Source organism: Clostridium sp. KLE 1755, from assembly GCF_000466465.2.
Taxonomy (GTDB): Bacteria; Bacillota; Clostridia; order Lachnospirales; family Lachnospiraceae; genus Eisenbergiella; species Eisenbergiella porci.
The window spans coordinates 20,200-43,307 of record NZ_KE992641.1 but is presented as its reverse complement, the minus strand read 5'-3'; the positions used below and the strand labels follow the sequence as shown (position 1 = coordinate 43,307).

At 50.4% G+C, this 23,108-nt stretch carries 19 protein-coding genes and 1 pseudogene; 2 read left to right on the top strand and 18 right to left on the bottom strand.

The genetic code is table 11. The annotated features are described in order from the left end of the window. Window positions 1-37: 37 nt before the first annotated feature. A complete protein-coding gene (locus HMPREF1548_RS00510; protein WP_055725840.1) occupies window positions 38-1,501 on the top strand; it encodes a serine hydrolase in 1,464 nt (487 codons plus the stop codon). A 312-nt stretch (window positions 1,502-1,813) separates the two neighbouring features. Here HMPREF1548_RS00510 and HMPREF1548_RS00505 read toward each other — a convergent pair. The 3 genes and pseudogenes from HMPREF1548_RS00505 to HMPREF1548_RS00495 all read right to left on the bottom strand — a co-directional run. After that, window positions 1,814-2,023: pseudogene (locus tag HMPREF1548_RS00505) on the bottom strand (helix-turn-helix domain-containing protein); the annotation flags it as partial. A 17-nt stretch (window positions 2,024-2,040) separates the two neighbouring features. Continuing rightward, window positions 2,041-2,625, bottom strand: a complete 585-nt coding sequence (locus tag HMPREF1548_RS00500; RefSeq protein ID WP_021633648.1) for a hypothetical protein — start codon at window positions 2,623-2,625, stop codon at window positions 2,041-2,043. Between the two features lie 180 nt (window positions 2,626-2,805). After that, window positions 2,806-2,946 carry a hypothetical protein gene (locus HMPREF1548_RS00495; RefSeq protein ID WP_157065607.1) on the bottom strand — a complete coding sequence of 47 codons (141 nt, stop codon included), beginning with the start codon at window positions 2,944-2,946 and terminating at the stop codon, window positions 2,806-2,808. A 209-nt stretch (window positions 2,947-3,155) separates the two neighbouring features. Here HMPREF1548_RS00495 and HMPREF1548_RS00490 point away from each other — a divergent pair, with 209 nt between their 5' ends. Next, window positions 3,156-4,886, top strand: a complete 1,731-nt coding sequence (locus HMPREF1548_RS00490; RefSeq protein WP_035320421.1) for an ABC-ATPase domain-containing protein — start codon at window positions 3,156-3,158, stop codon at window positions 4,884-4,886. 129 nt (window positions 4,887-5,015) lie between these two features. On the opposite strand, the gene HMPREF1548_RS00485 is transcribed toward HMPREF1548_RS00490, so the two are convergent. The 15 genes from HMPREF1548_RS00485 to HMPREF1548_RS30195 all read right to left on the bottom strand — a co-directional run. Then, window positions 5,016-6,173, bottom strand: coding sequence for a glycosyltransferase (locus HMPREF1548_RS00485; protein ID WP_035320400.1), 1,158 nt, complete (start codon window positions 6,171-6,173; stop codon window positions 5,016-5,018). 88 nt (window positions 6,174-6,261) lie between these two features. Beyond that, complete coding sequence (locus tag HMPREF1548_RS00480; RefSeq protein WP_035320420.1) at window positions 6,262-7,371, bottom strand: glycosyltransferase family 1 protein; 1,110 nt, start codon at window positions 7,369-7,371, stop codon at window positions 6,262-6,264. A gap of 183 nt (window positions 7,372-7,554) precedes the next feature. Continuing rightward, on the bottom strand, window positions 7,555-8,292 hold the full coding sequence (locus HMPREF1548_RS00475) for a DUF2334 domain-containing protein (RefSeq protein WP_021633643.1): 738 nt from the start codon (window positions 8,290-8,292) through the stop codon (window positions 7,555-7,557). A 113-nt stretch (window positions 8,293-8,405) separates the two neighbouring features. Beyond that, window positions 8,406-9,326, bottom strand: coding sequence for a methionyl-tRNA formyltransferase (locus HMPREF1548_RS00470; RefSeq protein ID WP_021633642.1), 921 nt, complete (start codon window positions 9,324-9,326; stop codon window positions 8,406-8,408). A gap of 73 nt (window positions 9,327-9,399) precedes the next feature. Then, window positions 9,400-10,377, bottom strand: a complete 978-nt coding sequence (locus HMPREF1548_RS00465; RefSeq protein ID WP_025488475.1) for an SDR family oxidoreductase — start codon at window positions 10,375-10,377, stop codon at window positions 9,400-9,402. Window positions 10,378-10,503: 126 nt separating this feature from the next. After that, on the bottom strand, window positions 10,504-11,820 hold the full coding sequence (locus tag HMPREF1548_RS00460) for a nucleotide sugar dehydrogenase (protein WP_035320419.1): 1,317 nt from the start codon (window positions 11,818-11,820) through the stop codon (window positions 10,504-10,506). A 26-nt stretch (window positions 11,821-11,846) separates the two neighbouring features. After that, window positions 11,847-12,980 (bottom strand): glycosyltransferase family 4 protein, encoded by a 1,134-nt coding sequence (locus HMPREF1548_RS00455; RefSeq protein WP_021633639.1) that lies wholly within the window; start codon window positions 12,978-12,980, stop codon window positions 11,847-11,849. 93 nt (window positions 12,981-13,073) lie between these two features. Then, the gene (locus HMPREF1548_RS00450) at window positions 13,074-14,039 is read right to left on the bottom strand and encodes an ATP-grasp domain-containing protein (protein ID WP_021633638.1); all 966 of its coding nucleotides are present in this window, start codon (window positions 14,037-14,039) and stop codon (window positions 13,074-13,076) included. Continuing rightward, the gene (locus HMPREF1548_RS00445) at window positions 14,036-14,674 is read right to left on the bottom strand and encodes a sugar transferase (RefSeq protein ID WP_021633637.1); all 639 of its coding nucleotides are present in this window, start codon (window positions 14,672-14,674) and stop codon (window positions 14,036-14,038) included. The genes HMPREF1548_RS00450 and HMPREF1548_RS00445 overlap by 4 nt, the downstream gene beginning before the upstream one ends. 110 nt (window positions 14,675-14,784) lie before the next feature. Further along, on the bottom strand, window positions 14,785-15,909 hold the full coding sequence (locus HMPREF1548_RS00440) for an aminotransferase class I/II-fold pyridoxal phosphate-dependent enzyme (protein ID WP_035320417.1): 1,125 nt from the start codon (window positions 15,907-15,909) through the stop codon (window positions 14,785-14,787). A 119-nt stretch (window positions 15,910-16,028) separates the two neighbouring features. Further along, entirely contained in the window at window positions 16,029-16,421 is a 393-nt protein-coding gene (locus tag HMPREF1548_RS00435; RefSeq protein WP_021633635.1) for a VOC family protein, read from the bottom strand. Window positions 16,422-16,539: 118 nt separating this feature from the next. After that, entirely contained in the window at window positions 16,540-18,447 is a 1,908-nt protein-coding gene (locus tag HMPREF1548_RS00430; protein WP_021633634.1) for a polysaccharide biosynthesis protein, read from the bottom strand. 52 nt (window positions 18,448-18,499) lie between these two features. Then, the gene (locus HMPREF1548_RS00425; RefSeq protein ID WP_021633633.1) at window positions 18,500-21,055 is read right to left on the bottom strand and encodes an O-antigen ligase family protein; all 2,556 of its coding nucleotides are present in this window, start codon (window positions 21,053-21,055) and stop codon (window positions 18,500-18,502) included. A 64-nt stretch (window positions 21,056-21,119) separates the two neighbouring features. Continuing rightward, window positions 21,120-22,904 carry a DUF6020 family protein gene (locus HMPREF1548_RS00420; RefSeq protein ID WP_035320396.1) on the bottom strand — a complete coding sequence of 595 codons (1,785 nt, stop codon included), beginning with the start codon at window positions 22,902-22,904 and terminating at the stop codon, window positions 21,120-21,122. Next, a partial coding sequence (locus HMPREF1548_RS30195) for a hypothetical protein (protein ID WP_021633631.1) occupies window positions 22,891-23,108 on the bottom strand: 218 nt, incomplete at its 5' end. The genes HMPREF1548_RS00420 and HMPREF1548_RS30195, both read right to left, overlap by 14 nt.

Genomic DNA, 23,108 nt, shown 5'->3' with positions numbered 1-23,108 from the left:
ACAGATGCGGCGGTACGCCGCAGGAAACGAGGTTGCCATGCTAGATCGTAATTTAATCCAACAAAAAGCGGAGGAACTGATAACGCGTTATCAGATTCCCTCCGTCAGCATTACCTATTATCGGAACGGAGTCTATGAAACGGTTACGGCCGGCTTTAAAGATGTGGATGGCCAGGTGCCCGCAGACGCAGATACCCTGTATTCCATCGGTTCCTGTACCAAATCCTTTACAGCGGCCGCTATCGCCGTTCTCTGTGACAAGGGCCTGCTCAGTCTTGACGATCCGGTTCAGAAAATCATTCCCGAGTTCGGAATGTATGATTCCTATGCCGGTTCCCATCTCACAGTCCGCGATATGCTCTGCCATCGCTGCGGCCTGCCCCGCCATGAGCTTGCCTGGTATCCCCGTCTTTCCCGGTATTCGGAAAAACAGATGATAGACATGCTCCGTTACCTGAAGCCCAATGAGCCCTTCCGCTACAAAATGCAGTACCAGAACATGATGTATACACTGGCCGGCATTGTTATCAGCCGGGCAAGCGGCACCTCCTGGGAAAATTTTGTCCAGGAAAATCTCATTTCCCCCTTGGAAATGGGCTCCATTTCCTTCGACGCTCCCCAGTTGGAAACCTTCGAAGGACGCGCTAAGGGCTATCGCTTTTTTGAAGATGAAGCTGGCTCCGGCAACAGGGAGGTTCCCTACTGCCCTCTCTATACCATGTCTCCCGCCGGCTCCATCAGCATGACCAGCCCGCAGCTGGCAGCCTGGGACGCCATGCTCCTTCATTATGGCAAGGCCAACGGAAAACAGATTATTTCTGAAGAAATGTGCCGTCAGTTGTTCACACCGCAAATGCTGATTTCCGATCCTATTCCCGCCCCCTTACAGGGCTATCTTGATACGCCCTCCTATGGCCTTGGCTTTTTCGTAGAAAATTACCGGGGAACTAAGGTCGCACAGCATGGCGGCCATATCGACGGCTTTATTGCCGACCAGTGCTTTGTTCCGGAAAAGGATTTTGCATGCGCCGTGCTGACCAATTCCGAAAATCCTTTTGGAGCCAGAGTGCTCCGCTATACTCTTCTGGATATGGCCCTGGAGCTAGAGCCTGTGGACTGGATAAGCAGGTTCCTCACCTTCCACGAAAATATGAAAAGGCAGCAGGCAGAAGCCCTTACCTCACGCGATGCGGTTTCGAAGCAGTCGGAGGAGTTTCCCTGCCCTGTCAGCCTTTCCGATATCTGCGGTGCCTACAAGGATAACGGCTACGGCGACATCACCATCACTGAAGAGGACGGCGGGCTGGCACTAGAGCTTGGCACCCTTACCCTGCATGGCTTCCACTGCCGCAGCCAGTATTTTCTTTTTACCGAGGAACATGTTCTTCCCGGTGTACAGCTGGAAGCCGAAGTGGAATATGACAGGGATGGAAAAGTAACCGCTTTCCTGGTTGCCCTGGAGCCTACGGATACGGAAAAGATTCGGTTTGTAAGAATGTAAAAATATAAACAATACATTTGGATGCCGCCGGCAGTTTAAAACTCCGCTTCGTTCCGCCGGATTGCTGTTTTCAGAATATAAGAACCAACCTAATAAGAATGCCTGTCAGGTTGCAGCTTGATCATTTTTCAGATAACAGTTTGATCATTTCAGCTTGCAAACCTGACGGGCATTTTTCCTTCCATTAACTGTTCAGTTGTTTCCCGGTACTGCCAAAATCCATTTCAAATCATCTGTCTGCTATTTATCTTCCACAGTCTCCTCCGTCTCTTTCCCGGTATCCTCCGCAGATATTTTCCCTCGCTGCGGCTCTTTTTTTCCCCGGGTATATTCCAGAATATCCCCCGGCTGGCAGTCCAGCACATCACAGATAGCATCCAGTGTTGAAAACCGCACCGCCTTAACCTTGCCTGTCTTCAGATTTGACAGATTTACGTTGGAGATTCCCACACGGGAAGCAAGCTCGTTCAGAGATATCTTGCGATCCGCCATGACGCGATCCAGTCTTAGTATAATTGCCATAACTTCACTCCCATTTTTTATATGGTCATATCAGAATTGCTTTGGTATTTATAACCATAGCGCATGAGGAGCGCCATGACAAGGATTAATAGTCCGATAATTAAATAGTCTCCGTTGACTAAAAAGCGCCCTTTGATAGACAGTATTTTAGCAGTAGCTTTATATCCCTCGAATCTGGGAAATATAAAGGACGCAACAGTAACTAAAATCCCTATAGATATGCCAAGTCTGTATAATGCACCATTAAAAGGTCTTTTACTAATAGCAATCGAAACAAGCATAATAAAGCACAATAAAATTATAGAATAAAGTAACAAATTATTTAATATTCTTGTAATCTCAATCGGTTTCGCACTATTAGTTACCTCCTGATGCCAATGAGTAATAAAATAAAAGAAAGCCGCAGAATAAATACCGGACAAAAAAATGCCAAGGCCCAGCAGTATATTAAAGCCACGCGTTAATCGAACCGGTTTTTCTGCTTCTCTGTATATAATAACAGGATCCTGACTGATTTTTTCGTCACTTTCGAAGGCTTCTTCTACATCTCTCCTTTTTTCCCGTGTATTAATCAATATTTTCTTATTCTTTTCTTCCTGCATCCTTTTTCCTCCATTCTTATTTAAACAAACAACACCGCAAATGTCCCATACGTGTCAACGGACGTGTATCCACACCACTGCTTTCACGTCCGCTTTTACTTCCTATCCCACTTCAACAATATCATAGCGCATTATATTTTGCAATAAATATTTAATGTTTCTCATTAAATAAATTATGAATTAAATAAAATCACTTCCATATTTCATCTCCACTCTCCACCTCCTGTCCGGGTGATACCCGCCACCGCCATTTTTAACTACAATCATCGCATAAAAAGCAGACCTGACTAAATAGCTGCATCCTTTTCCCTTTACCGCCATTTTTCTTTGCACTCCCCGCAAACCTGTGATAAAGTACAGATAACGCAGTTGTACATGCATCCCATGCAGTGACCAAAAGCCGTAAAATCGCCTTTGGGTTACAGAAAATATCCCGGACCTGTAATTAATAATTTGGGATTTCATGTATGGAGAAGCCCAGCATCTGCCCGATATCACAAAAAAGCTTTACAGAAAGGACCAAAAACCCCATGAAAAATTCAGAAGACCTGCGTCGTGCGCTTCGTGCCATCGACCATAAAAGCTATCCTGCCTACAAGGACTTAAAAGGAAGCTATTCCTTCGGCAATTATGTCTTATCCATTGACCATGTCCAGGGGGATCCCTTTGCCTCTCCGTCCCGCCTGAGCATCCTTGTTGACGGAAAAACCGCGGGATTTCCTGCCGGGCTTTACGATACCCGCTATAAAAGGGTTGCGCTACAGGACTACCTGAACCGACTTTTTTACCAGGAGATCGAAAAGTATACCTTCAAGGCCAAAGGCTCCGGCAAAAGCGGGCTGATCAGTGTCAGCCGCTGCGGCCAGGAAATTCTGGAGCGTTCCGCCGTAACCATCAACCCGGAAAACGGCGGCCTGTTATTCCGTTTTGCCGCTGGTTTTCCGGCCAATGGAAGGACTATCAACGCGTCACAGCTGGAACGCATCCTCTTTGATTTCCTGCCGGCCTGCGTACAAACGGTCTGCTTTTACAAAAAGCTCTCCCCCGCCAAGGTACAAAGCGTCATCCATCTGGCTGAGGACCAGCATTATATCCGCACCCAGCTACCTGCCCTGGATTTGTGTGCGTTTGTAGCCAATGGTTCCATCCTTCCCAGGCAGTCCGGGGTATCGGACCGCCCCATGAAAGAAGGCATTCCCTTCACCTCCCCCTCTTCCATGGAAATCACACTGAATCTGCCCCATCATGGGCCGATTACCGGCATGGGCATCAGGAAAGGAATCACCCTGATCGTAGGCGGCGGCTATCATGGGAAATCCACTCTCCTTGAGGCTCTGGAGCTTGGCGTATACAACCATATCGCAGGCGACGGCAGGGAATATGTCATCACTGATGACAGCGCCCTGAAAATACGCGCGGAGGATGGCCGCAGCATCAAAAAGACGGACATCTCCATGTTCATCAATAACCTTCCCAACGGAAAGGATACCAAAGCGTTCTATACGGAGGATGCCAGCGGAAGCACCTCACAGGCCGCCAATGTCATAGAAGGCATGGAAAGCGGAACCTCACTTTTCCTGATAGACGAGGACACCTGCGCCACTAATTTCATGATACGCGACGAGCTGATGCAGCGCGTGGTCTGCCGGGAAGAGGAACCTATCACTCCCTTCATTGAACGCGCCCGTTTCCTCTATGAAAAATGCGGCATTTCTTCCGTAATCGTTGCCGGAAGCTCCGGTTCCTATTTTTACATCGCAGATGCGGTAATCCAGATGGATCGCTATGTTCCCAAAGACATCACCGCTTTTGCCAAAAAAGAAGCCACCCTCTACGCCTCCCGCAATCAGGAAACACCGGAAGCGGGAATGCCCCAGCTGCTCCCTGATCCCGAACTGCCCTCCTTCCGCCGCACTCCCGGCTATCGTCCGGAGCTTCGCAGGGATGAACGGCTGAAAACCAAGGTCCACGGCCGGGAAAACATTCAGATTGGACATGAGGACATCGACCTGCGCTACCTGGAACAGCTTGCCGATTCGGAACAGACCGCCGCCCTTTCCTATATGCTTGCCCTGGCGGAAAAAAGTATGTTTAACGGTCAGACCAGCCTGCGTATGCTTGTGGATTCCTTTCTTTCACTGATTGAAAAAAAAGGCCTGTCCGCACTGGCCGGCTCCGGCTATCTGCCCACGGATCTGGCGGTTCCCAGACGGCAGGAAATCTTTGCATGCTTTAACAGATACCGGGGATTGAAATTATAATTTTTTATAAAAATGCATTCAGGCAAATAATAAGAAAACTGCGGCATCCATCTTTTTCAGGTGGATACCGCAGTTTTTTCAGCCGCAAACAGCGGGAATTTACAAGCCATTACAATTGAATTTTACCTTTCACACATCCTCCGCCATCCCGCGGAGCTGTTCCACATAAGCTTCATTGGAAAAGCAGGCCGCCCTCTTAAGCGCCGCATCGGCATATTTTTTATGCAGCTTCTGATCCGTCAGCAGGCGCAGCATCTGTTCCGCCAGAAGTTCCTCTTCCCGCGTAATCACCCTGGCATCCAGATTTTTCTGCGTTTCCAGGTTGGGAATCAGAATACCGTAGTCTCCGTCCACATATTCTTCTTTTCCCACATAAGCCTCAAAATCATCCATGAGGATCTCCGCCGGCCCGGTCATGCAGTTGGTGGAAATCACCGGCTTGCCAAGGGCCATGGCCTCCACAAGCACATTGGGAAAGCCTTCGTTTAAGGAAGTCATCACATAAATACTTCCCAGCTTCAGCCACGGGAAGGGATTCTTCTTTACCCCCGGGAAGCTTACCGCATCCGAAATCCCCAGCGCCTCAGCCAGCTTCCAGTACTCCAGGAAATCGCCCTCTCCCACAATCACCAGCCGGGAATCCGGCAGCCTGCGATGAACCAGGGAGAAGCTTTTTACCAGATGCCAGAAGCCCTTTACATCGTCCTCGCGCCCCATGGACACCACCACCGGCCCGCAGTCCTGAAAAGGAAGTCGGCTTTCCTCCTCCTGCGCCCGTTCCTCTTCCTCTTTGATATCAAAAGGATTATAAAGCGTAGAGGTAGTCTGACAGTCGAATTTTTCCCGTATTTCTTTCTCAATCGTACGGGAACAGCTGATTATCCGATCCGCTCTGCTACAGAAAAGCTTCAGAAGCCTGGGATTTCCCATATCCATATAGCTGCGGACACCGCACCAGGTCTTTCCACGGGATCTGGAAAACACATTTACCAGATTGGCTGTGGGGCCGAAGCTGTATGCAATATCGATTCCCAGATCCTTTTTCAGTGCGCTTACCCTCCGGCTCCTGCGGAATACATTGCGAATCTTAAGCAGCTTTCCCTCCGCCGCCCCCATATGCAGGTCGATCACATGGAGCCCCCTGATATCATAAGCAATATCCCTGGCGCTGAAAATCACAATATAAACTTCATAAAACGGCTCCAGCAGGCGCGCAGTAGCTACGCAGACCCGTTCAAAGCCTCCCTGATGCAGCATAGGTACAATAAGCATAACTTTTTTCTTCATTAACATTTCTCCTGGCAGATGTAAAAATCCGGCTGCGGCAAAATCCTGGCCTGACCGCCGCAATCCCCGGCCGCCTTTTCCTTGACGTCTATTTTTCCTGCAGATATATCTCTTCCAGCAGCTTTACCTGATCCGACACATCAAAGCCGGCCTCCCTGACTGCCTGCGCCATTTGCTCCCGCCTGTAATCCTTCCGTAAAAGCACATTCTCAGCCCAGTCTCCGGCTCCCATGGAAAGGGGCTTCGCCTCGGCCAGCTCTGTAATGAGCACCTCCGGCGTTACGCTGTCGGATATCAGGCACCGCAGCCCGCAGGCCTGGGCCTCAATTACCGACCCGGGAAGGCCTTCAAACAGGGAGGGAAACACAAAGAAATCCATCGCCTGATAATAATCGCTGACCTTCCCCTGGTTTCCTGTGAAAATCACCTGCTCCAAAATGCCCAACGCCGCCGCCTTTTCCTTCACCTGTTCCATCAGGCCGCCCTCGCCCACCAGCAAAAGCCTTGCCCCCGGCAGTTTTTTATTCACCGCTGCAAAAACATCCAGAAGAAACAGGTGATTTTTCATATGGCCAAACCGTCCCACATGGCCTATCACGAAAGCATCCTCAGGGATGCTCAGGCTGCGCCGCATCCGCTCCCTGATCTTCTCATCATAGGCAAAGGCCGGCGCGTCGATGGCATTGGGAACCGTCTTTACCCGTCCCTCATCCCACATTTTTTTCCCAAACACCGCTTCTCCCGCCAGTTGGGAGCAGGTCAGGCACATATCTGCCTTTTTCCCCAGATTTCTTCTCAGGAAACGGGTCAGCTTCCCCTTAAGCCCCGGATCCACTCCGGCGCTCCTTGCATGGGCAATCGTCAGCGGCACGCCGGATTTCTTTGCAATCGGCAGATAAATGGACGCCGTGCTTGTCATATGTCCGTGCACTGCCCTGTAGCCGGGATGTTCCCTGAAAAAATCCTTCCAGGCCCTGCGGTAGGCCGGCCAGTTTATCACCCGGAACCTGGGGAAACGGTAAATATGCCCTCCCAGACGCTCGATTTCCTCGTCAAAAAAACCTTTTTCCCCGGTGTGGACGGCAAAATCAAACTGTATTCTGTTTCTGTCCATGTGGCGGTAGCTGTCCATTACCCGGCTTTCCGCGCCGCCCAGGCTGGTTCCTCCCAGAACCTGAAGCACTCTCACTGTTTTCATTCCCGTTTTCTGCGCCTTTCCTAATTTATATGTCTCTGGTACGTGTTCCTTCACGATGACACCCCTGCACTGTACACTTTTTACAGCAGCACCCTTTACAGCATCACTTTGCTGTGCCCCTCTTCACGTGTCCCTCTTTACAGTACCACCCTTCACAGCACCCTCTTCACAGCCTCACTCCGTTCAGGAAAGCAGCTTCACCAGGATCCGTTTGCAGGATGCCTGTATATATTCTGCAAGATTTCCTGCAAAACCGCGTTTTGTGACAGGAAGCGTCAGCAGCTGACCATAGGAAATAAACCGATCCGGATACTCTGCAAGCATTCTTTCATACCAGCCGATTTCCGCCTCGCTCATTCCGTTGGCGTGGATTACCAGGGTAGTATAGCCTTCCCGGTCCTTAAAACAATCTTTTTTACGGCTGGATATGGGGAGGAAGGTCAGCCCCTCCCGGGAATAGGGTGCTTTTCCGAAACCATCGGTAAGGTATCTGAAACCGCATTCTCTCAGCGCCTTCAGCGTATTCCTGTCAAAGGTATGCCCCGGCGCCATAAAAATATCCGTCCGGATCCCCTTTTCCTCCAGTATTTTTTTCCCTTCCTCAATCATGCTTTTCTGTTTTTCATAAGGTACGCCCGCATACTCGGAAAAGCGGTTCAAGGGAAAGCATCCCCCTTTTTGGGTGGTATACCGGTGATACTGCCCATGCTGCGCAATTACCCAGCCCTGCCCGTGCAGCTTACCGAGGTACTCCCAGAAGTCTTCCCTGGGAGGATCCATACGCAGATTTTCATCCCGGTTATCCGGCACCACGCCGATCAGAGGGCAGATACCGTGCCTGTCGAACAGCTCCTTCAGCGCCAGGAAATTTTTCCAGTTCATATCTGCCGTAATATCATCCATTCGAATCGCAATCTTCATACGTAACCCTTTCCTAACTGATCAGTCGGGCCGGCCTTAAGAGGCCAGAAACAGTAACCGTTCAGACGGGGCTGGACCGTTACCTGAAACAGCCACGCCCTTATATGACCGCCTTACTCCAGCCTGTCTCCCGGAAGCAGCCTGCGGCCGCATTCATATTCCTCAATCAAAAGAGAACCGTCCACTGTGCGGACTATCAGCTTTCCGTCAATGCTGTCTATGATTTCTCCCGGCGCATAAGCGGAGAAATCCATGATTTCGTCAAAGGGGTGGACACTCCATACCGTAACCCTGTCCTCCCCGCACAGGCAGAAGGCTCCGGGGAAGGGGCGGGTCACTCCTCTGACCAGGTTATAAATATCCCTTGTTTTCCCATGAAAATCGATTTTCCCGTCCGCGGCAGTCCGTTTGTTGTACCAACCGCTGAAATCCCTGGACTGTCTGTTTATGGTGATCCCATCCTTCCTGTACGCTTCCAGAAGCTTCTGAATCAGCCGCTTGGAGGCCAGGATGTTTTTGTACTGCAGCGTACGGATGGTATCATGAGGATTGATGGAAAACATTTCATTGGCAAACACATTCGGGCTATCGGGATCCGCATCATACTGAAACAGATTCAGGATAAACCGGGTGTCCCCGTTGATAACCGACCAGTTCAGCGGAGAACGCCCCCGGCCGTAGGGCAGATAACCGCAGCTTCCGTGGAAGCCGAAAATACCGTGTGCAAACCGATCCAGCACGGACTGGGGAATCAGCCGCTGCCAGCCCATGGAAATACCGATTTCAAATTCATTCCCATCAAAGAACCGGGCCGTTTCTTCATCCTTCAGTCCATAGGAATGGGTTTCGAATACAGGGATTCCATACTTTTCCGTCAAAAAACCCAGTCCCTGGTAGCCGGAAACCTGGTTTCCGGAAAGCACGTCGGGATGGATGGTCACCACCAGATCCACAGGACATATTTTTTCCTGGATAAAGGTCACGATTTCCGCCGTGGTATCCTTTACACCGAATATTACCACTTTATATTTCACTTATCCGTCCTCACCTTTCCAAAACAAACGGGACCAGACTGCCTTTCCAGGCAGCCAGTGGCCCCGGCTGTATTTATTTCAGATTCTCTTTATACCAGTCAATGGCAAGCTTGATTCCCGCTTCAAAATCATAGTCAGGGTCATATCCCAGATTGGTTCTTGCCTTGGTGATATCCGCATTGGAATCCCGCACATCCCCTTTTCTGGCCGGCCCGAATTTCGGTTCAATGTCCTTGCCCAGCGCCTTGCACAGATAATAATAAATATCTATCAGGAATTCTCTTCCGCCGGATCCGATATTGTAAGCTTCCCCGGCAGCATCACTGGAAGCCAGGCAGGCCTTCAGGTTGGCTTCGATAACATTATCAATGTAGGTAAAGTCACGGGACTGCCTGCCGTCCCCGTTAATCGTAGGCACTTCATCATGCAGCAGCTGCTTTAAGAACTTGGGGATAACGGCCGCATACATGCCGTCAGGGTTCTGTCTGCGTCCGAACACGTTGAAATAACGCATGCCGTAGGTATCCAGCCCGTACAGCTTCTTATAAAGCTTCCCATACTCCTCATTGGTGCGTTTAGTGAGCGCATAGGGAGAAAGCACCTCGCCCTCAATTCCTTCCTTTTTGGGAAGCGCGGGGTGGTCGCCGTATACGGAAGAGCTGGAAGCATATACGAATTTCTTTACGCCGCTTTCCCTGGCCGCTTCCATCATGTTCAGCGTTCCGCCGATGTTGTTCTGCTCATAGAAAATGGGCATTTCAATACTCCTGGGAACACTTCCCCAGGCTGCCTGATTCAGCACGTAATCCACACCGTCGCAGGCTCTGCGGCAGATCTCCAGATCCTTGATATCACCCTTAATGAAAGTATAGCCCGGACGGTCAAGGAACATCTCCACGTTTTCCTGCTTTCCGGTGGATAAATCATCCAGGCATCTTACCTGATACCCCATATCCAGAATCGCTTCGCAGAGGTTGGAACCGATAAAGCCCGCGCCTCCAGTTACAAGAAATACACTGTCTTTGTCAAACTGCAAATGTTTATAACCCATTTTCCTATCCTTTCCTTTTCCGGCAGCTGTCGGTATCCTACAGTTACCTTTTGCCTCAGTATTCCTGCGGCCGTTCCGGCTTTCCTGCCGCCGCGGCTGCACTATATTCCATAAACCGGCGCCTTCTTAAAGTCTCCAGTAGATATAATCCTGTGTAAGATAATCCTTACGGTCCAGGATACCCTTGATATCAACAAGCACCTTCTTCTCATGCTCAGGTTTGAAATATCCGGCGATATCCTCCCTGGTCATGTGGCTGAATTCTTCATGGGCCACAGCGATGACAAGCGCATCCAGATCCTTCACTTCACTTCTGTCCGCCAGCTTTACGCCGTACAGTCTCTGCGCTTCCTGTGCATCCGCTGTTTCATCCACAATCACAGGCTCAATTCCGTATTCCCGAAGTTCTTTAACAATATCAATGACCTTGGTATTTCTCGTATCCGGGCAGTTTTCCTTGAAGGTAAAGCCGAGAATGGCTACTCTGGCAGTTTTTACCGCAATATCCGCCCTGATCAGGTTCTTCACCACGTTCTCCGCCACATATCTTCCCATGTCGTCATTGATCCGGCGGCCGGACAGAATGATCTGGGAGTGGTATCCCATTTCCTCCGCCTTATAGGTAAGATAATAAGGATCCACGCCGATGCAGTGTCCGCCCACCAGGCCGGGGAAGAACTTCAGGAAATTCCACTTGGTTCCCGCCGCCTCCAGTACGGATTTGGTATCTATGCCCATCTTATTGAAAATTATGGAAAGCTCGTTCATGAAAGCGATATTGATATCCCGCTGGCTGTTCTCAATTACCTTGGCAGCCTCCGCAACCTTTATGGAATCTGCACGGTAAACTCCCGCCTCTACCACAAGCTCATATACCTTTGCAATCTGATCAAGCGTCTCTTCATCCATACCGGAAACGATCTTTACAATGGTTTCCAGACGGTGCACCTTATCGCCGGGGTTAATACGCTCGGGAGAATAGCCCACCTTAAAATCAACGCCGCACTTCAGGCCGGATTCCTTCTCCATAATCGGTACACAAATATCCTCCGTAACTCCCGGATAAACGGTGGATTCAAATACGACAATGCTTCCTTTTGTCAGGTTACGGCCCACCGTACGGCTGGCGCCCTCAACGGGACAGAGATCCGGCGTATGATCGTCATTTACCGGCGTGGGAACCGCTACAATATGGAATTTTGCTTCCTTCAGCTTTGTTTCATCGGAAGTAAATTCCACGTTCGCCTGCTTAATCACATCATCCCCCACCTCTCTGGTAGGATCAAAGCCGGCCCTGTACTGCTCCACCTTCTTTGCATTCAAATCATAACCGATAACTTTGATTTTTCTGCCAAAGGCAACGGCAATGGGCATCCCCACATAGCCAAGCCCCACAAGAGAGAGCTTTTCTTCTCCGTTTACAAGTTTTTCATATAATTCCATCTGTGACCTCATTTCCCGAATCTGTTTCATTCGTATCTGTCTGTTTTATGGATAAAATTTATTCCCGCGGCCAGCTCTTCCAGGTATGCAGCTACCACAAAATTCCTGTCGAACCTCTCCTCCACGAACCTGCGGCCGCACAGCCCCATTTCCCTGCGCTTTTCATAAGGAAGGCTGAGGAAGCGCTCCAGCGCCTCTTCCAGGCTGTCCGCATCCTGCGGTGCAAAGGCCAGCCCGCTGCGGCCTTCCTCAAAGGTATCCAGGCATCCCTCCACCGCGCTGGCAAGCACCGGTCTGGCGGTTGCTGCCGCTTCCAGAAGCACATTGGACATACCCTCGTGGTAGGAGGGATGCACCACTGCCTGGCATTCCTTTAAAAATTCAGGGACATCGTCCCGATAGCCGTAGTAGCGGATGGCGCCTTTCTCCTCCAGCGCTTTCACACGCGGCTCATAAAGCTGCCTGGTTTCCTCTTCATAGGCTCCCAGTATCTGAAACAGGGTGTCCGGATGCCTTTCATGTATCCTTTGCGCCGCTGTCAGCAATTCTTCAATTCCTTTATCCTTCATAAGCCGCATAATAGAAACAAACCGCACAGGCGTATCCGCCAGGTATTCCTGCGGCAGATGTTCCTTCAGGTTTACGCCGGAGCCCGGAATCACCCTCGTCTTTCCGGTGACGCAGCCCCTCTGAACCAGGAAATCCCGGTTGCCCTGATTTTGGAAAAAAACACAGGAAGCCTTTTTCAGGGCTGTCCTGTACATGAGGACAATCATTTTCTGCAGCACGCCTCCATGCTCCAGCGTAGTGCCAAGCCCCGTCACATTGACCAGGTAGGGTGTTCCTGTGAGCCTTGCCGCAAGCCCTCCGTAAATATTCGGTTTTATCGTATAAGTCAGCACCGCCGCGGGGCTGTGCGTCTTTATCAGCCTCCGGTAAAACAGCAGCAGCTTCATGTCCTTAAACGGATTCATGCCGCGCCGCTCAAACGCGGTGGGGATGTATTCACAGCCCAGGGCCTTAATCCGCTCCACATATCCGGTATCCGGGACGGATACAAGGACATGGAACCCTTTCTCCATGAGCGCCTTCAGGACTTCCTTTCGGAAATCATAAAGCCCCGAATCGCTGTTGGACAGTATCAGTATGGAAGAAGCCATGGCTTTCTCCTTATTTTCCTATTTTTTGTCTCCATCCGGTTATCCGGACACCAAGCTTCACCCTTACGGCAAATGCGCCGGCCTGCCGGACAGTTACAATTTCCGAATCATGATCTCATTATATTTCATCATGCAGATATTTTCTTCGTAATCGCCGATATTCTCCTCATTGGCCACTCCCTCCAGATTACGGATAATCTGCGCGGGCACATTGACGCCGCAGGCATACGCATGGGGATAGCCGCCGCCGAAGCGGGGATTGACCTCGGAAATATAGTACGTTCCGTCCACCTTAAAAATATCTATGTCAATAATACCACAAAATCCGACGGATTCAACGAATTTTTTTATAAGGCCAAACAGTTTCGCGTCTTTCACCGAAACGGATTTATCCGTTTCTCCTGCGCGCATTTTTACTTTTTCCTTGACAAAAATTGAAGTTACCTTTCCCGTAAGCATATCAACATACACATCCGCGCCATATTCCGTGCCGTCCATGTATTCCTGGATCATCATGTCCTCATTATGCCTGCAAAGCAGCTCCACTTCTTCCCGGCAGGTCACTTTATTGATATTGATGCTGGCACTTCCTTTGGCTGGCTTCACGAAAACAGGATATGCAATCTCCCCCTTCTCCACCGCCCTCTCAAACTCCTGCAAATCCATAAAGCAGCGTCCTGTGGGGATTCCAAGCTCCGTCAGCTTTTCAAACATCCGGTATTTATCAAAGGCTATGGCAACCGCCTCCGCCGGGGATATAATAGGCGTTGTTCCAACGGCTAAAAATTCCTCCCTGTGCTCCGCCAGCATTGTCAGCTCCGGATCTATCAGGGAAAAGACGCCTGTAATTTCCTTCTCCCGGCAGATATCCAGAATTTTCTCCAGATATCCCGGCTCTGTAATCCGGGGTACGAGGATTGCTTCATCAGCCTCATATATCGCCGGGGCCAGCTCGCTGCAATCCGTGGCGTATACTCTGCCCTTTCCTTCCAGCTCCTTCCGGAAATACTGCACCACCTTATTTCTGGTTCCTGCGCTTAAAATTAATATATTAATCATGCCTGCTTTTCCCTTTCCTGCCTTTTGCTACGGATTTCAGCCAGATTTCCTTCCGCTGCGGAGGTATCCTCCGCCACCTCGCTGTGATCAAATACCACCATTACCGTTTTCCACAGGACCTTTAAATCCATGGCCAGGGAAAGCTTCTTCACGTATTCCACATCCTTGGCCAGACGCTTATCCCAGTCCAGGAAATTCCGGCCCGATACCTGGGCCAGGCCTGTCAGGCCGGGCCGCACCGTATGGCGCAGCTTCTCTTCCTGTGTATACCAGGGAAGGTAGGAAACCAGAAGCGGCCGGGGGCCGATGATGCTCATGTCCCCCTTCCAGATATTAAAAAGCTCCGGCAGCTCGTCCAGGCTGGTGGCCCGCAGCATTTTACCGAATTTCGTAAGACGCTGCGCGTCAGGTAGAAGCTTTCCCTGGGCGTCCCTCTTATCCGTCATGGTACGGAACTTACAAAGGGTAAATATTTTTTCATCCTTTCCCGGCCTTTCCTGGTGAAAAAGGACGGGGCTTCCCAGCTTGATGCGCACAAGGACCGCCACCACAAGAAGGATGGGGCTCAGAAGTATGATCGCTATGGAAGAAAGAAAAAAATCCAGAAATCTTTTGCCGAATTTCCTGTAAAACATTGTTTCCTCATTTCTCTGCTGCCCGGATGCCGCATAGCTGCCGCCTTTTTTCAGAACACCACAGCCACTGCCGCGGTCCGTAAAATGCGGCCTGCAAGCTTCGCATCCCTTTAAAACAGGTTTCTGATGGTATTTATAATGAGTTCCATATCCTCCGGCGTGTTCTTGATATCGCTGGGAAGACAGAAGCCTTTCTCAAAAATACGTTCTCCCACGCTGCCGTTCTCCTGCAATGTAATAAAATCGGCATCGGCAAAGACCGGCTGCAGGTGCATGGGCTTCCAGATAGGCCGGGATTCAATATTTTCCGCCTCCAGCGCATCCATGGCCATATTGGGCGTCACGCCGCTTTCCGGTGCAATCGTCATACAGGAGAGCCAGTTATTGGCGTCCCCGTCGGGATTCAGGGGGTTCATGGCAATTGCCGGAATATCGGCAAACGCCTCTTTATATTGTCTGTAAATTTCCTGTTTTTTCTTTTTATGCTCCTCCAGATGAAGCAGCTGGCCTCTGCCGATACCTGCTACCACATTGGACATCCGGTAGTTAAAGCCAATCTGGGAATGCTGATAGTGCCTTGCCTTATCCCTGGCCTGGGTGGAAAGGAAGCGGGCTTTTTCAATTGCTTCACCGTCCCTGGAAACCAGCATGCCGCCGCCCGAGGTGGTGATAATCTTGTTTCCGTTAAATGAAAAAATTCCGTAATCCCCAAAGGTGCCTGTCATTTTCCCCCGGAAGGTAGAGCTTAAGGATTCCGCCGCATCCTCGATAAGCGGTACATGATGGGCATCACAGATTGCGCGGATTTCATCAATTTTCGCAGGCGTCCCGTAAAGATGGGCGCAAATCACCGCTTTTGCCCCGGGATATTTTTCAAAAGCCTTTTCCAGGGCCTTAGGGTCCATATTCCAGGTATCCTCCTCCGCATCGATGAAAACCGGAGTCCCTTTTTCATAGCAAATGGGATTACAGGTGGCAGAAAAGGTGAGGTCGGAAGAAAATACCACATCCCCCGGCTGTATCCCTATCAGGCGCAGCGCCAGATGGATTGCCGCTGTTCCGGCGCTGAGCGCCGCCGCATATCCGCAGCCTGTGTACTCCTCCATTTCCTTTTCAAAAGAATTGACATTGGGGCCCAGCGGGGCTACCCAGTTGGTGTCGAAGGCTTCCTCCACAAATTTACGCTCTTCTCCATGCATGGTAGGAGAAGAGAGAAATATTTTTTTCTTCTGCATTACACTGTCTTTGTCCATATTTATTCCTCCTAGTAGTTTTGGGAAGCAAAATGCGAGCTCTCTGCGAGCAGAGGATTTTCCTCCTGACTATCACAGGTCTGCCTCGGGAGCTTTATTATTCAGCAGCCTTCCAGCAGTTCTATCATTCCCAGCCGGCTGTTCATAAGGAATACAACCCTGCGGTTTCCAATGGCCGGCGCCGGCGTGGGCTGGTCAATCTGCACATAGCCGTTCGCCGCGAGCCGCTCCAGATCCTCCTGAAAATCGGTACATTCATAGCAAATATGGTAAGGCGCGTTCTTGTAGGTCTTCAGCAGCCCTGAAACCACGCTGTCAGGGGCATTGGGGCTTACCAGCTCCACCACATACCCGTCCTTTTCCAGGAACAGGATATCGATTTTGCGATGTGGATCCGGGGTGATTTCCCCCAACCTGACATAGCCCAGCTTTTCAAATTCCTCCGCTGCCTTTTCCAGCTTTTTTACAAGATATCCAATATGGTGAACCTTCATTTATTCTTCCTTTCCGTAGCGGTTCGGTTAAGTGGACCGTTACAGGCATCCGGCCAGTTAAAGCTATCGTGTGGCGGGTCGGATGCTTGCTGCCGCCAATGCACTGACCTGCTGGAAGTTACTGTTTCACTTCATTTTCCGCCGCATTCTGGCCATACACATAGGTAGGCACAATCTGCGCCACAAGCGGCCTGATGTCCGCGATTTCATCTTTGGAGGCATCCTCCAGCTGCTTGAGCTGAATAAAAAATTCCCTTTCATCCAGCTGTATCGGGCGGCCGATATGAATCAGCCGGTTGTCCGTATCCTGCATTCCTTCCTCATCCATAAGAAGCTCTTCATAGAGCTTTTCTCCCGGTCGCAGGCCGGTAAACTCGATTTGAATGTCCTCCCCCAGTTTATAGCCGGAGAGCCGGATCAGGTTCTTCGCCAGATCCAGTATTTTTACAGGCTCACCCATATCCAGGATGAATATTTCCCCGCCCTTGGCATAGGCGCCCGCCTGCAGCACCAGGGAAACCGCCTCCGGTATGGTCATAAAATAGCGGATGATATCTGGATGGGTCACCGTTACCGGCCCTCCGGCCGCTATCTGCTTTTTAAACAGGGGAATCACGCTGCCGTTGCTGCCCAGCACATTTCCGAAGCGGACGGCCACGAATTCCGTGTCATAGTGCTTGTTAAAGGTCTGTATGATCATTTCGCAGATCCGCTTGCTGGCCCCCATGATATTGGTGGGGTTCACCGCTTTGTCCGTGGAAATCATGACAAATTTTTTAGCGCCGTTCAGAGCGGCGGCCTGCGCTGTTTTCCAGGTTCCGAATACGTTGTTCTTAATCGCCTCATTGGGGCTGACCTCCATGAGCGGCACATGCTTATGCGCTGCCGCATGGTAGATAATATCCGGCCGGTACGTCTCAAAAATGGAATTGATACGCTTCGTATTGCGGACCGAAGCAATGAGGACGGTCAGCTTCAGCTCAGGAAAATTCTGCAGCAGCTCCTGCTGAATATCATAGGCATTATTTTCATAAATATCCACAATTACCAGATGCGCCGGTTTATGGGATGCCACCTGACGGCAAAGCTCGCTGCCAATGGAACCGCCTCCGCCGGTTACCATAACCACCTTATTCTGCACATAGCTCAGGATGGAATCCAAATCCACGCGAATAGGCTCTCTTCCAAGGAGATCCTCCACCTCCACGTCGCGCAGCTTGCTCACGCTCACTTCACCGTTGACCAGCTGGTACATGCCAGGCAGGGAACGCAGCTTACAGCTTGTTTCCTTGCAGATGTCCAGGATATCCCTGATTTCCGTACGGGGCGCTGAGGGCATGGCGATAAAAATTTCATCAATATCATACAGATCGGCGGATTCGATGATTTTATCACGGCCGCCAACCACCTTGATTCCCTGGATGAACTGGCCCATTTTCTGTTTATCATCATCGATGATGCAGCGGATGACCATGGTGCTGTAATTGCTTGTGACGATTTCCTTGATCAGCGCGTTTCCGGCTTCCCCGGCGCCTATGATCATGACGGAAATGTTATTTTTCTTGTTCTGCAGCCTGTGCTTATGGCTTCTTAAAAACCGATAGGAAAAACGGCTGACAAAAGTAAAGCTGATAAGCATGAACAGATACATAAAATAGTAGCTGTCCGGCACCGGCTTGCCCGACACCTTGAAAAGATTCAGCCCCACGCCGGAAACCACGGCGGAAAGGAAGCAGGCCATGACCAGGCTCTGCATTTCATTTTCCCCGGCAAAGGCCCACAGGCTGTGATACAGGCGAAAGAGATAGAAAATCCCCATGGTCAGCAGGATATTCAGCGGAAGGAAATTCCTGATGGGCATCAGGAACTGATCCGGAATCTCATCCAGATGCATATCATACCGCAGCAGGATCGCCAGAAAGCTGGAAGCTGTCACACTCAGGATATCATATATGATGAGTGCGGTCCTGCGGTAAAACAACTGATAATTAAAATGCTGTTTTGTCTTGTTCTCTTTATCCTTCATTATCGTTTACTCTTTTCTTTTTCTTAACTGTCAGGCAGCCTTTTAAGTTACTCTACACTTTCTTTTCTCTGCGGAATATAAGCAGCGGCGCCAGTACTGCCATGGTGGAAAAGCCCAATGGGTTGCAGGGATGGAACAGCCATTCCACCAGCCCCGCCACGGCAAATGCCAGGAATATGGCAAGGGGCAGCGCCGCGTAAGGGTCGGCGCTGTCTTCCCTTTTTTTCCTGCCTGCCCAATAAGCGTAACGGAACATCTGCATCAGGCTGACAGCCCCCAATATCAGATAGACCGCACCGGTAATCAGGCCGTGATCGTGGATTACCTGCAGATAAGTATTATGCGCATGGACACTGAGGGAGCCGTCCGCAAGCTCCACGCCCATTTCATCATGGCCGGTCAGGTTCCAATGGGAAATGTAACGCTTGAAAATTTCGAAGCGGCCGTTGGAGTAATCCTCCTCCGTTTCCTCCGGGCCGTTTCCCGAAGCGGCATCATCGGATGCTTCCGCCCCGACGGCGCCGTCTGCTGACGCCAGCATAGTTGATATCCGGCTGACCTCCAGGCGTCCGCCAGGCATGGATTTGCTCTCTTCTTCAGCGGATGCCATAAAGGTATCCACGAATTTCCTGACAATACTGTGCTCTTCCCCGAAAAGCTTCACATCCATGCAGTAGGCAAAACGGGGGAATGTGATATAATTTTCAGAGTCAGCCGGATCGCCCTTATGCACCGCCCACTCTTCTTCATTTGCCTCCAGTTCAAAAATATAGGGATCATCATACAGCGGCGGTATCAGGCGCACCGCCGAATAGGTAACCGGGAAGCAGGCAAGCACGAGGACGATCGCAAGCCCCGTTTTTGCCAGGAATACGGGTAACCGTTCCCGATAACAGACGAGGGATACAAAAAGGAGAACCACAATGCCCATTACCACCGCCGCCAGATATCCGGTACGGGAAAGCGTCATCAAAAGCAGCGAAACCGCCATGCCGAATAAAAGAGCCGTTGTCCAGCAGGTATAAAGCCTGCGTGATTTATGGTACTGCATCAGCAGCTTCACAAACAGCGCACAAATTATCAGCGTCAGATAAGCCGCTGTAACAGTAACCGTATGGAATACAAAATTGTAGCGGTAAAAGCCCCAGGCACGGATCGGCCTGCGCAGCACGGCAAATACCAGGGCGCAGAAAAAATTCAGGATGATACCATTACAGAAAATCCCCAGAAACCGCTCTCTTTTCTCCCAGGACAGATAAAAAACATAAAAAAGGCCGAAAGCCGCCGACAGATAAATCGGCCAGCCTCTTGTATTGCGGAAAATCACCAGCAAGGCGAAAAATACTGCAACAAGCCCCGCGTAAGGAAGGAACAGCTGCTTCCAGGCCGGCTTCTTTTTCCATAAAAGCAGGATGAGCTGAATGACCACCAGCCCCACAGTCACAAACAGAATGGCATTTAACCGGGCGAGCCTGTCCAGCTCCTCTACGCCGGCATACGGACGGTAATACAGCCAGCCTGCAATGGAGGAAAAAGCAATCCATATCAGATTCCCCCAATGGAACACAAATTTTTTACTGCACATGGTAAGCAGGACAAGGCAGAAATAAATCAGAACCTTTCTGTAGGCATAGTCCTGGTAGATATTATACATCGCATTTACATAATCAATACAGCCCCACAGCGCTCCGGCCCAGAAAAGGCACTGCAGCCAGTCCATTCCCCTGTCCAGGAGCGTTTCCCTGACGGGCGGAAGGAGAGGCGCTATACTGTCTCTCCTGGCATTGACCACGTAGAGAAGCAGCGCCGTCAACACAAGGATGCCGGCCGTATAAACCATTTTATCAGCCCTGACGCCTCCATAGTAATCCATAGGATAAACAGCAGCCAGCCCGGCCGCTGCGCCGATTATGAGCAGAGGGTTGAAAATCCTGCGGAAAACCCATTGTACACGTACTTCTTTTCCCTTTTTCTTTTTTCTGGCGGAGTTCTCCACGAGAAGTATCAGGAAACCGGCAAGGAGTGCAATCACTGCCGCCGCAGCGGCTTTTTTCCCAGGGCTCCATTTATCTTCGTACTGGAAACGCATAATAATATTGTTTCCCACCTGCTCCTGATTAGACTGATCGCTTCCTACATAATAATAATTTCCGTAAATGCCCAGTCCGGACTCGGCCGTATTCTGACAGCCAAAGCTTATGGGCTTCTCTGGATGGCTGATCTGCCATACATAGGCCCTGCCCCGTACTGTCTGGAATTCTACGGGAACGGTAAAGAAGCCGGGTGCTTCATAAGCATCCAGCGCTACATTCCTGGAAAAGACCGTTTCTCCCAGTTCATCCGATATTGTGAGATTTATTACCTTCCGGGAGAGATCTTCCATGGCATATATACTGATTTTCTCCAGATAGCCGCCGTCCGCTATGAATACCTGCTGAATTCTGGAATCCTGATCAATGATCTGAGAGGTTCCTGCCGGAGTCTCGTTCCCTGCAATTTGGCGGGTACCGTCAAATATTCCCAGAGGGCCTGCGAGCAGTATCAGAACTGCGGCATAGCATAGTACAATGTATTCGATTGCACGGGATTTCTTTAACTTTCTGTTCATTTATTATACCTGATGGTTTATAGGTTAATTGGTAACTGTCCAGTAACTTCACAGTTACGATTTATTAATTCCTGTTAGTATAGCATAATTTCCCCGTACTTACAACATATGCCAGTACCGGGAGGGCCAGCCAGAATATGAGGACGTAGCGTACCAGATAGGTCGGCCCAAGTATTACGGTCAGCCAGTTTAATATCACCGGGAGGAAGGCCAGCACGGTTTTATATTGTTTCCGGCGCATGAGGAAAAGCAGACCGGACAGGTATACAAGGAATAGAAATCCCGGGGAGAAAAGCATGGAAACGACCGGGACCTTCTGCTGGAACAATTCCAGGCTCAGCCTGCGGAACCATTCGTTCAGCAGGGGGATTTTGCTGTCACGGGTGCCTGGCAGTTCCGTTTCAAAGCCAAAATACGAGCTGTCCTCATAGGTATAGGTAAACACAGTATTTCCCCGGTATACATCGATCACCGCATCCGGGTACCAGAAGCCGTAGGAGGTCAACAGCCAGGCGTTCAGATAGACGGCAGGCGCTTTTTTTCCCACGGACCACCACAGCTTCCAGTACCGGGCCGGATCCGCCCTGTACGCTGCATTGTTAAAATCAATCTTCACACTGTCAGACAGCTTCGGCGTATATCGTTCCAGCGCTTCCCGGGGCAGTACCTCCAGAAGCACGGACTTTTCTTCCTCTGTCATCACCTCCGGGCTGGTGGTATATACACGGGCCAGCTGCTGAATCGGCACAGTGAGCATTTCCTGGTTTTCCTGCACCTGCGCATGCAGTACAAACGCAAGTCCGTTTGATACAAGCAGATAAAGAAGCAGCGCTGTACAGGCAGTCGCCGCCGCTTTTACCCGGCAGTTTTTTCCGGCACAGAGGATAATTACAGGAATCATTAACAGCAGGATATAAAAACCGTTGTGACGCATGGTCGCCATGGAAAACAGGGACAGCAAAAGCAGCGCCGTTTTTTTCCGATCCGAAAAGAACTCTGCTTTCTCCCTGAAAAGCCTAAGGAGCAGGACTATGGTTAAAAGCATCCCCGCAGAATACAGGGTATCCTTTGCGGAGCAGAGCACATACATCTGAATGACAGGGAAAAAAGCGAAATACAGCACGCCTGCCCTGCGGAGCCACACAGGCGCCCTGTTTTGTCTGAAATAAGACAGGATATACGTAAAACAGCCTGCCATCAGCAGCATCTGAAAAACCATGTAAAGCGCAATTCCCGCATTATAGGATGCAAATATTTTATTTCCCAGGCTGACAATCCCTCCCAGAAGCACTACATGCAGCAGCGGATGATGGGTGGTGAACCGGCGCATGGCCACCTGATTAAACTCATCCTGGGCGTCATATACGAAAAAGCCGGGATAAACGGCCAGCAACACAATTCCCCATACCAGCAGGAAAAACAGGAATATATAAAGCGTTTCCCTTTTTATCCCTGCCGCTTCTTTTTCCTGTTTTCCGTAACTTCCGGCATCTTCCAGGATTCCCCACAGCCCGTCCGTGAGCAGCATAAAAAATAAAAGCAGAAATGGCATGGCCACCCACATATGCCAGTCCGTCAGCCAGACATAGCCCAAAGCTTCCAGCCGGCTGCCCAGACAGCATGCTGTCACCAGCACAAGTGACATGAGAAAGGACCAGATGCTCCTCGCTCCGTTCCAAAGCGACCTGTGGATTACCGGAAAGCAGAGCAGGAAAACAAGCACGGAAAGAAAGCTGTTGGAAAAATCCAGCCCTTTTCCCGAAGAAATCAGCATCTGCGGAAGACAGATCACTCCCGCCAGAGTAACTGCGGCAGATATGAATTTTTTCTTTCCTTCACTCATACTCATTTTCATTTTCCTCAGTCTGTGAGGCAGCCGCTTTTATTCCCGCCAGCAACGAGCCAAGTAGCCATGCTTGCATGGATATTTGGCGACTGCCGCGAGGGTCAAATACCCCGCTGCTCTGCAGCGCTGCAAGTTTGATACCCAGTTGCTTGCAGCGGGGTCTTTGATTTGCGCGGCTGCCGGATGCTGCTGCCTGTCCCCGCCGCG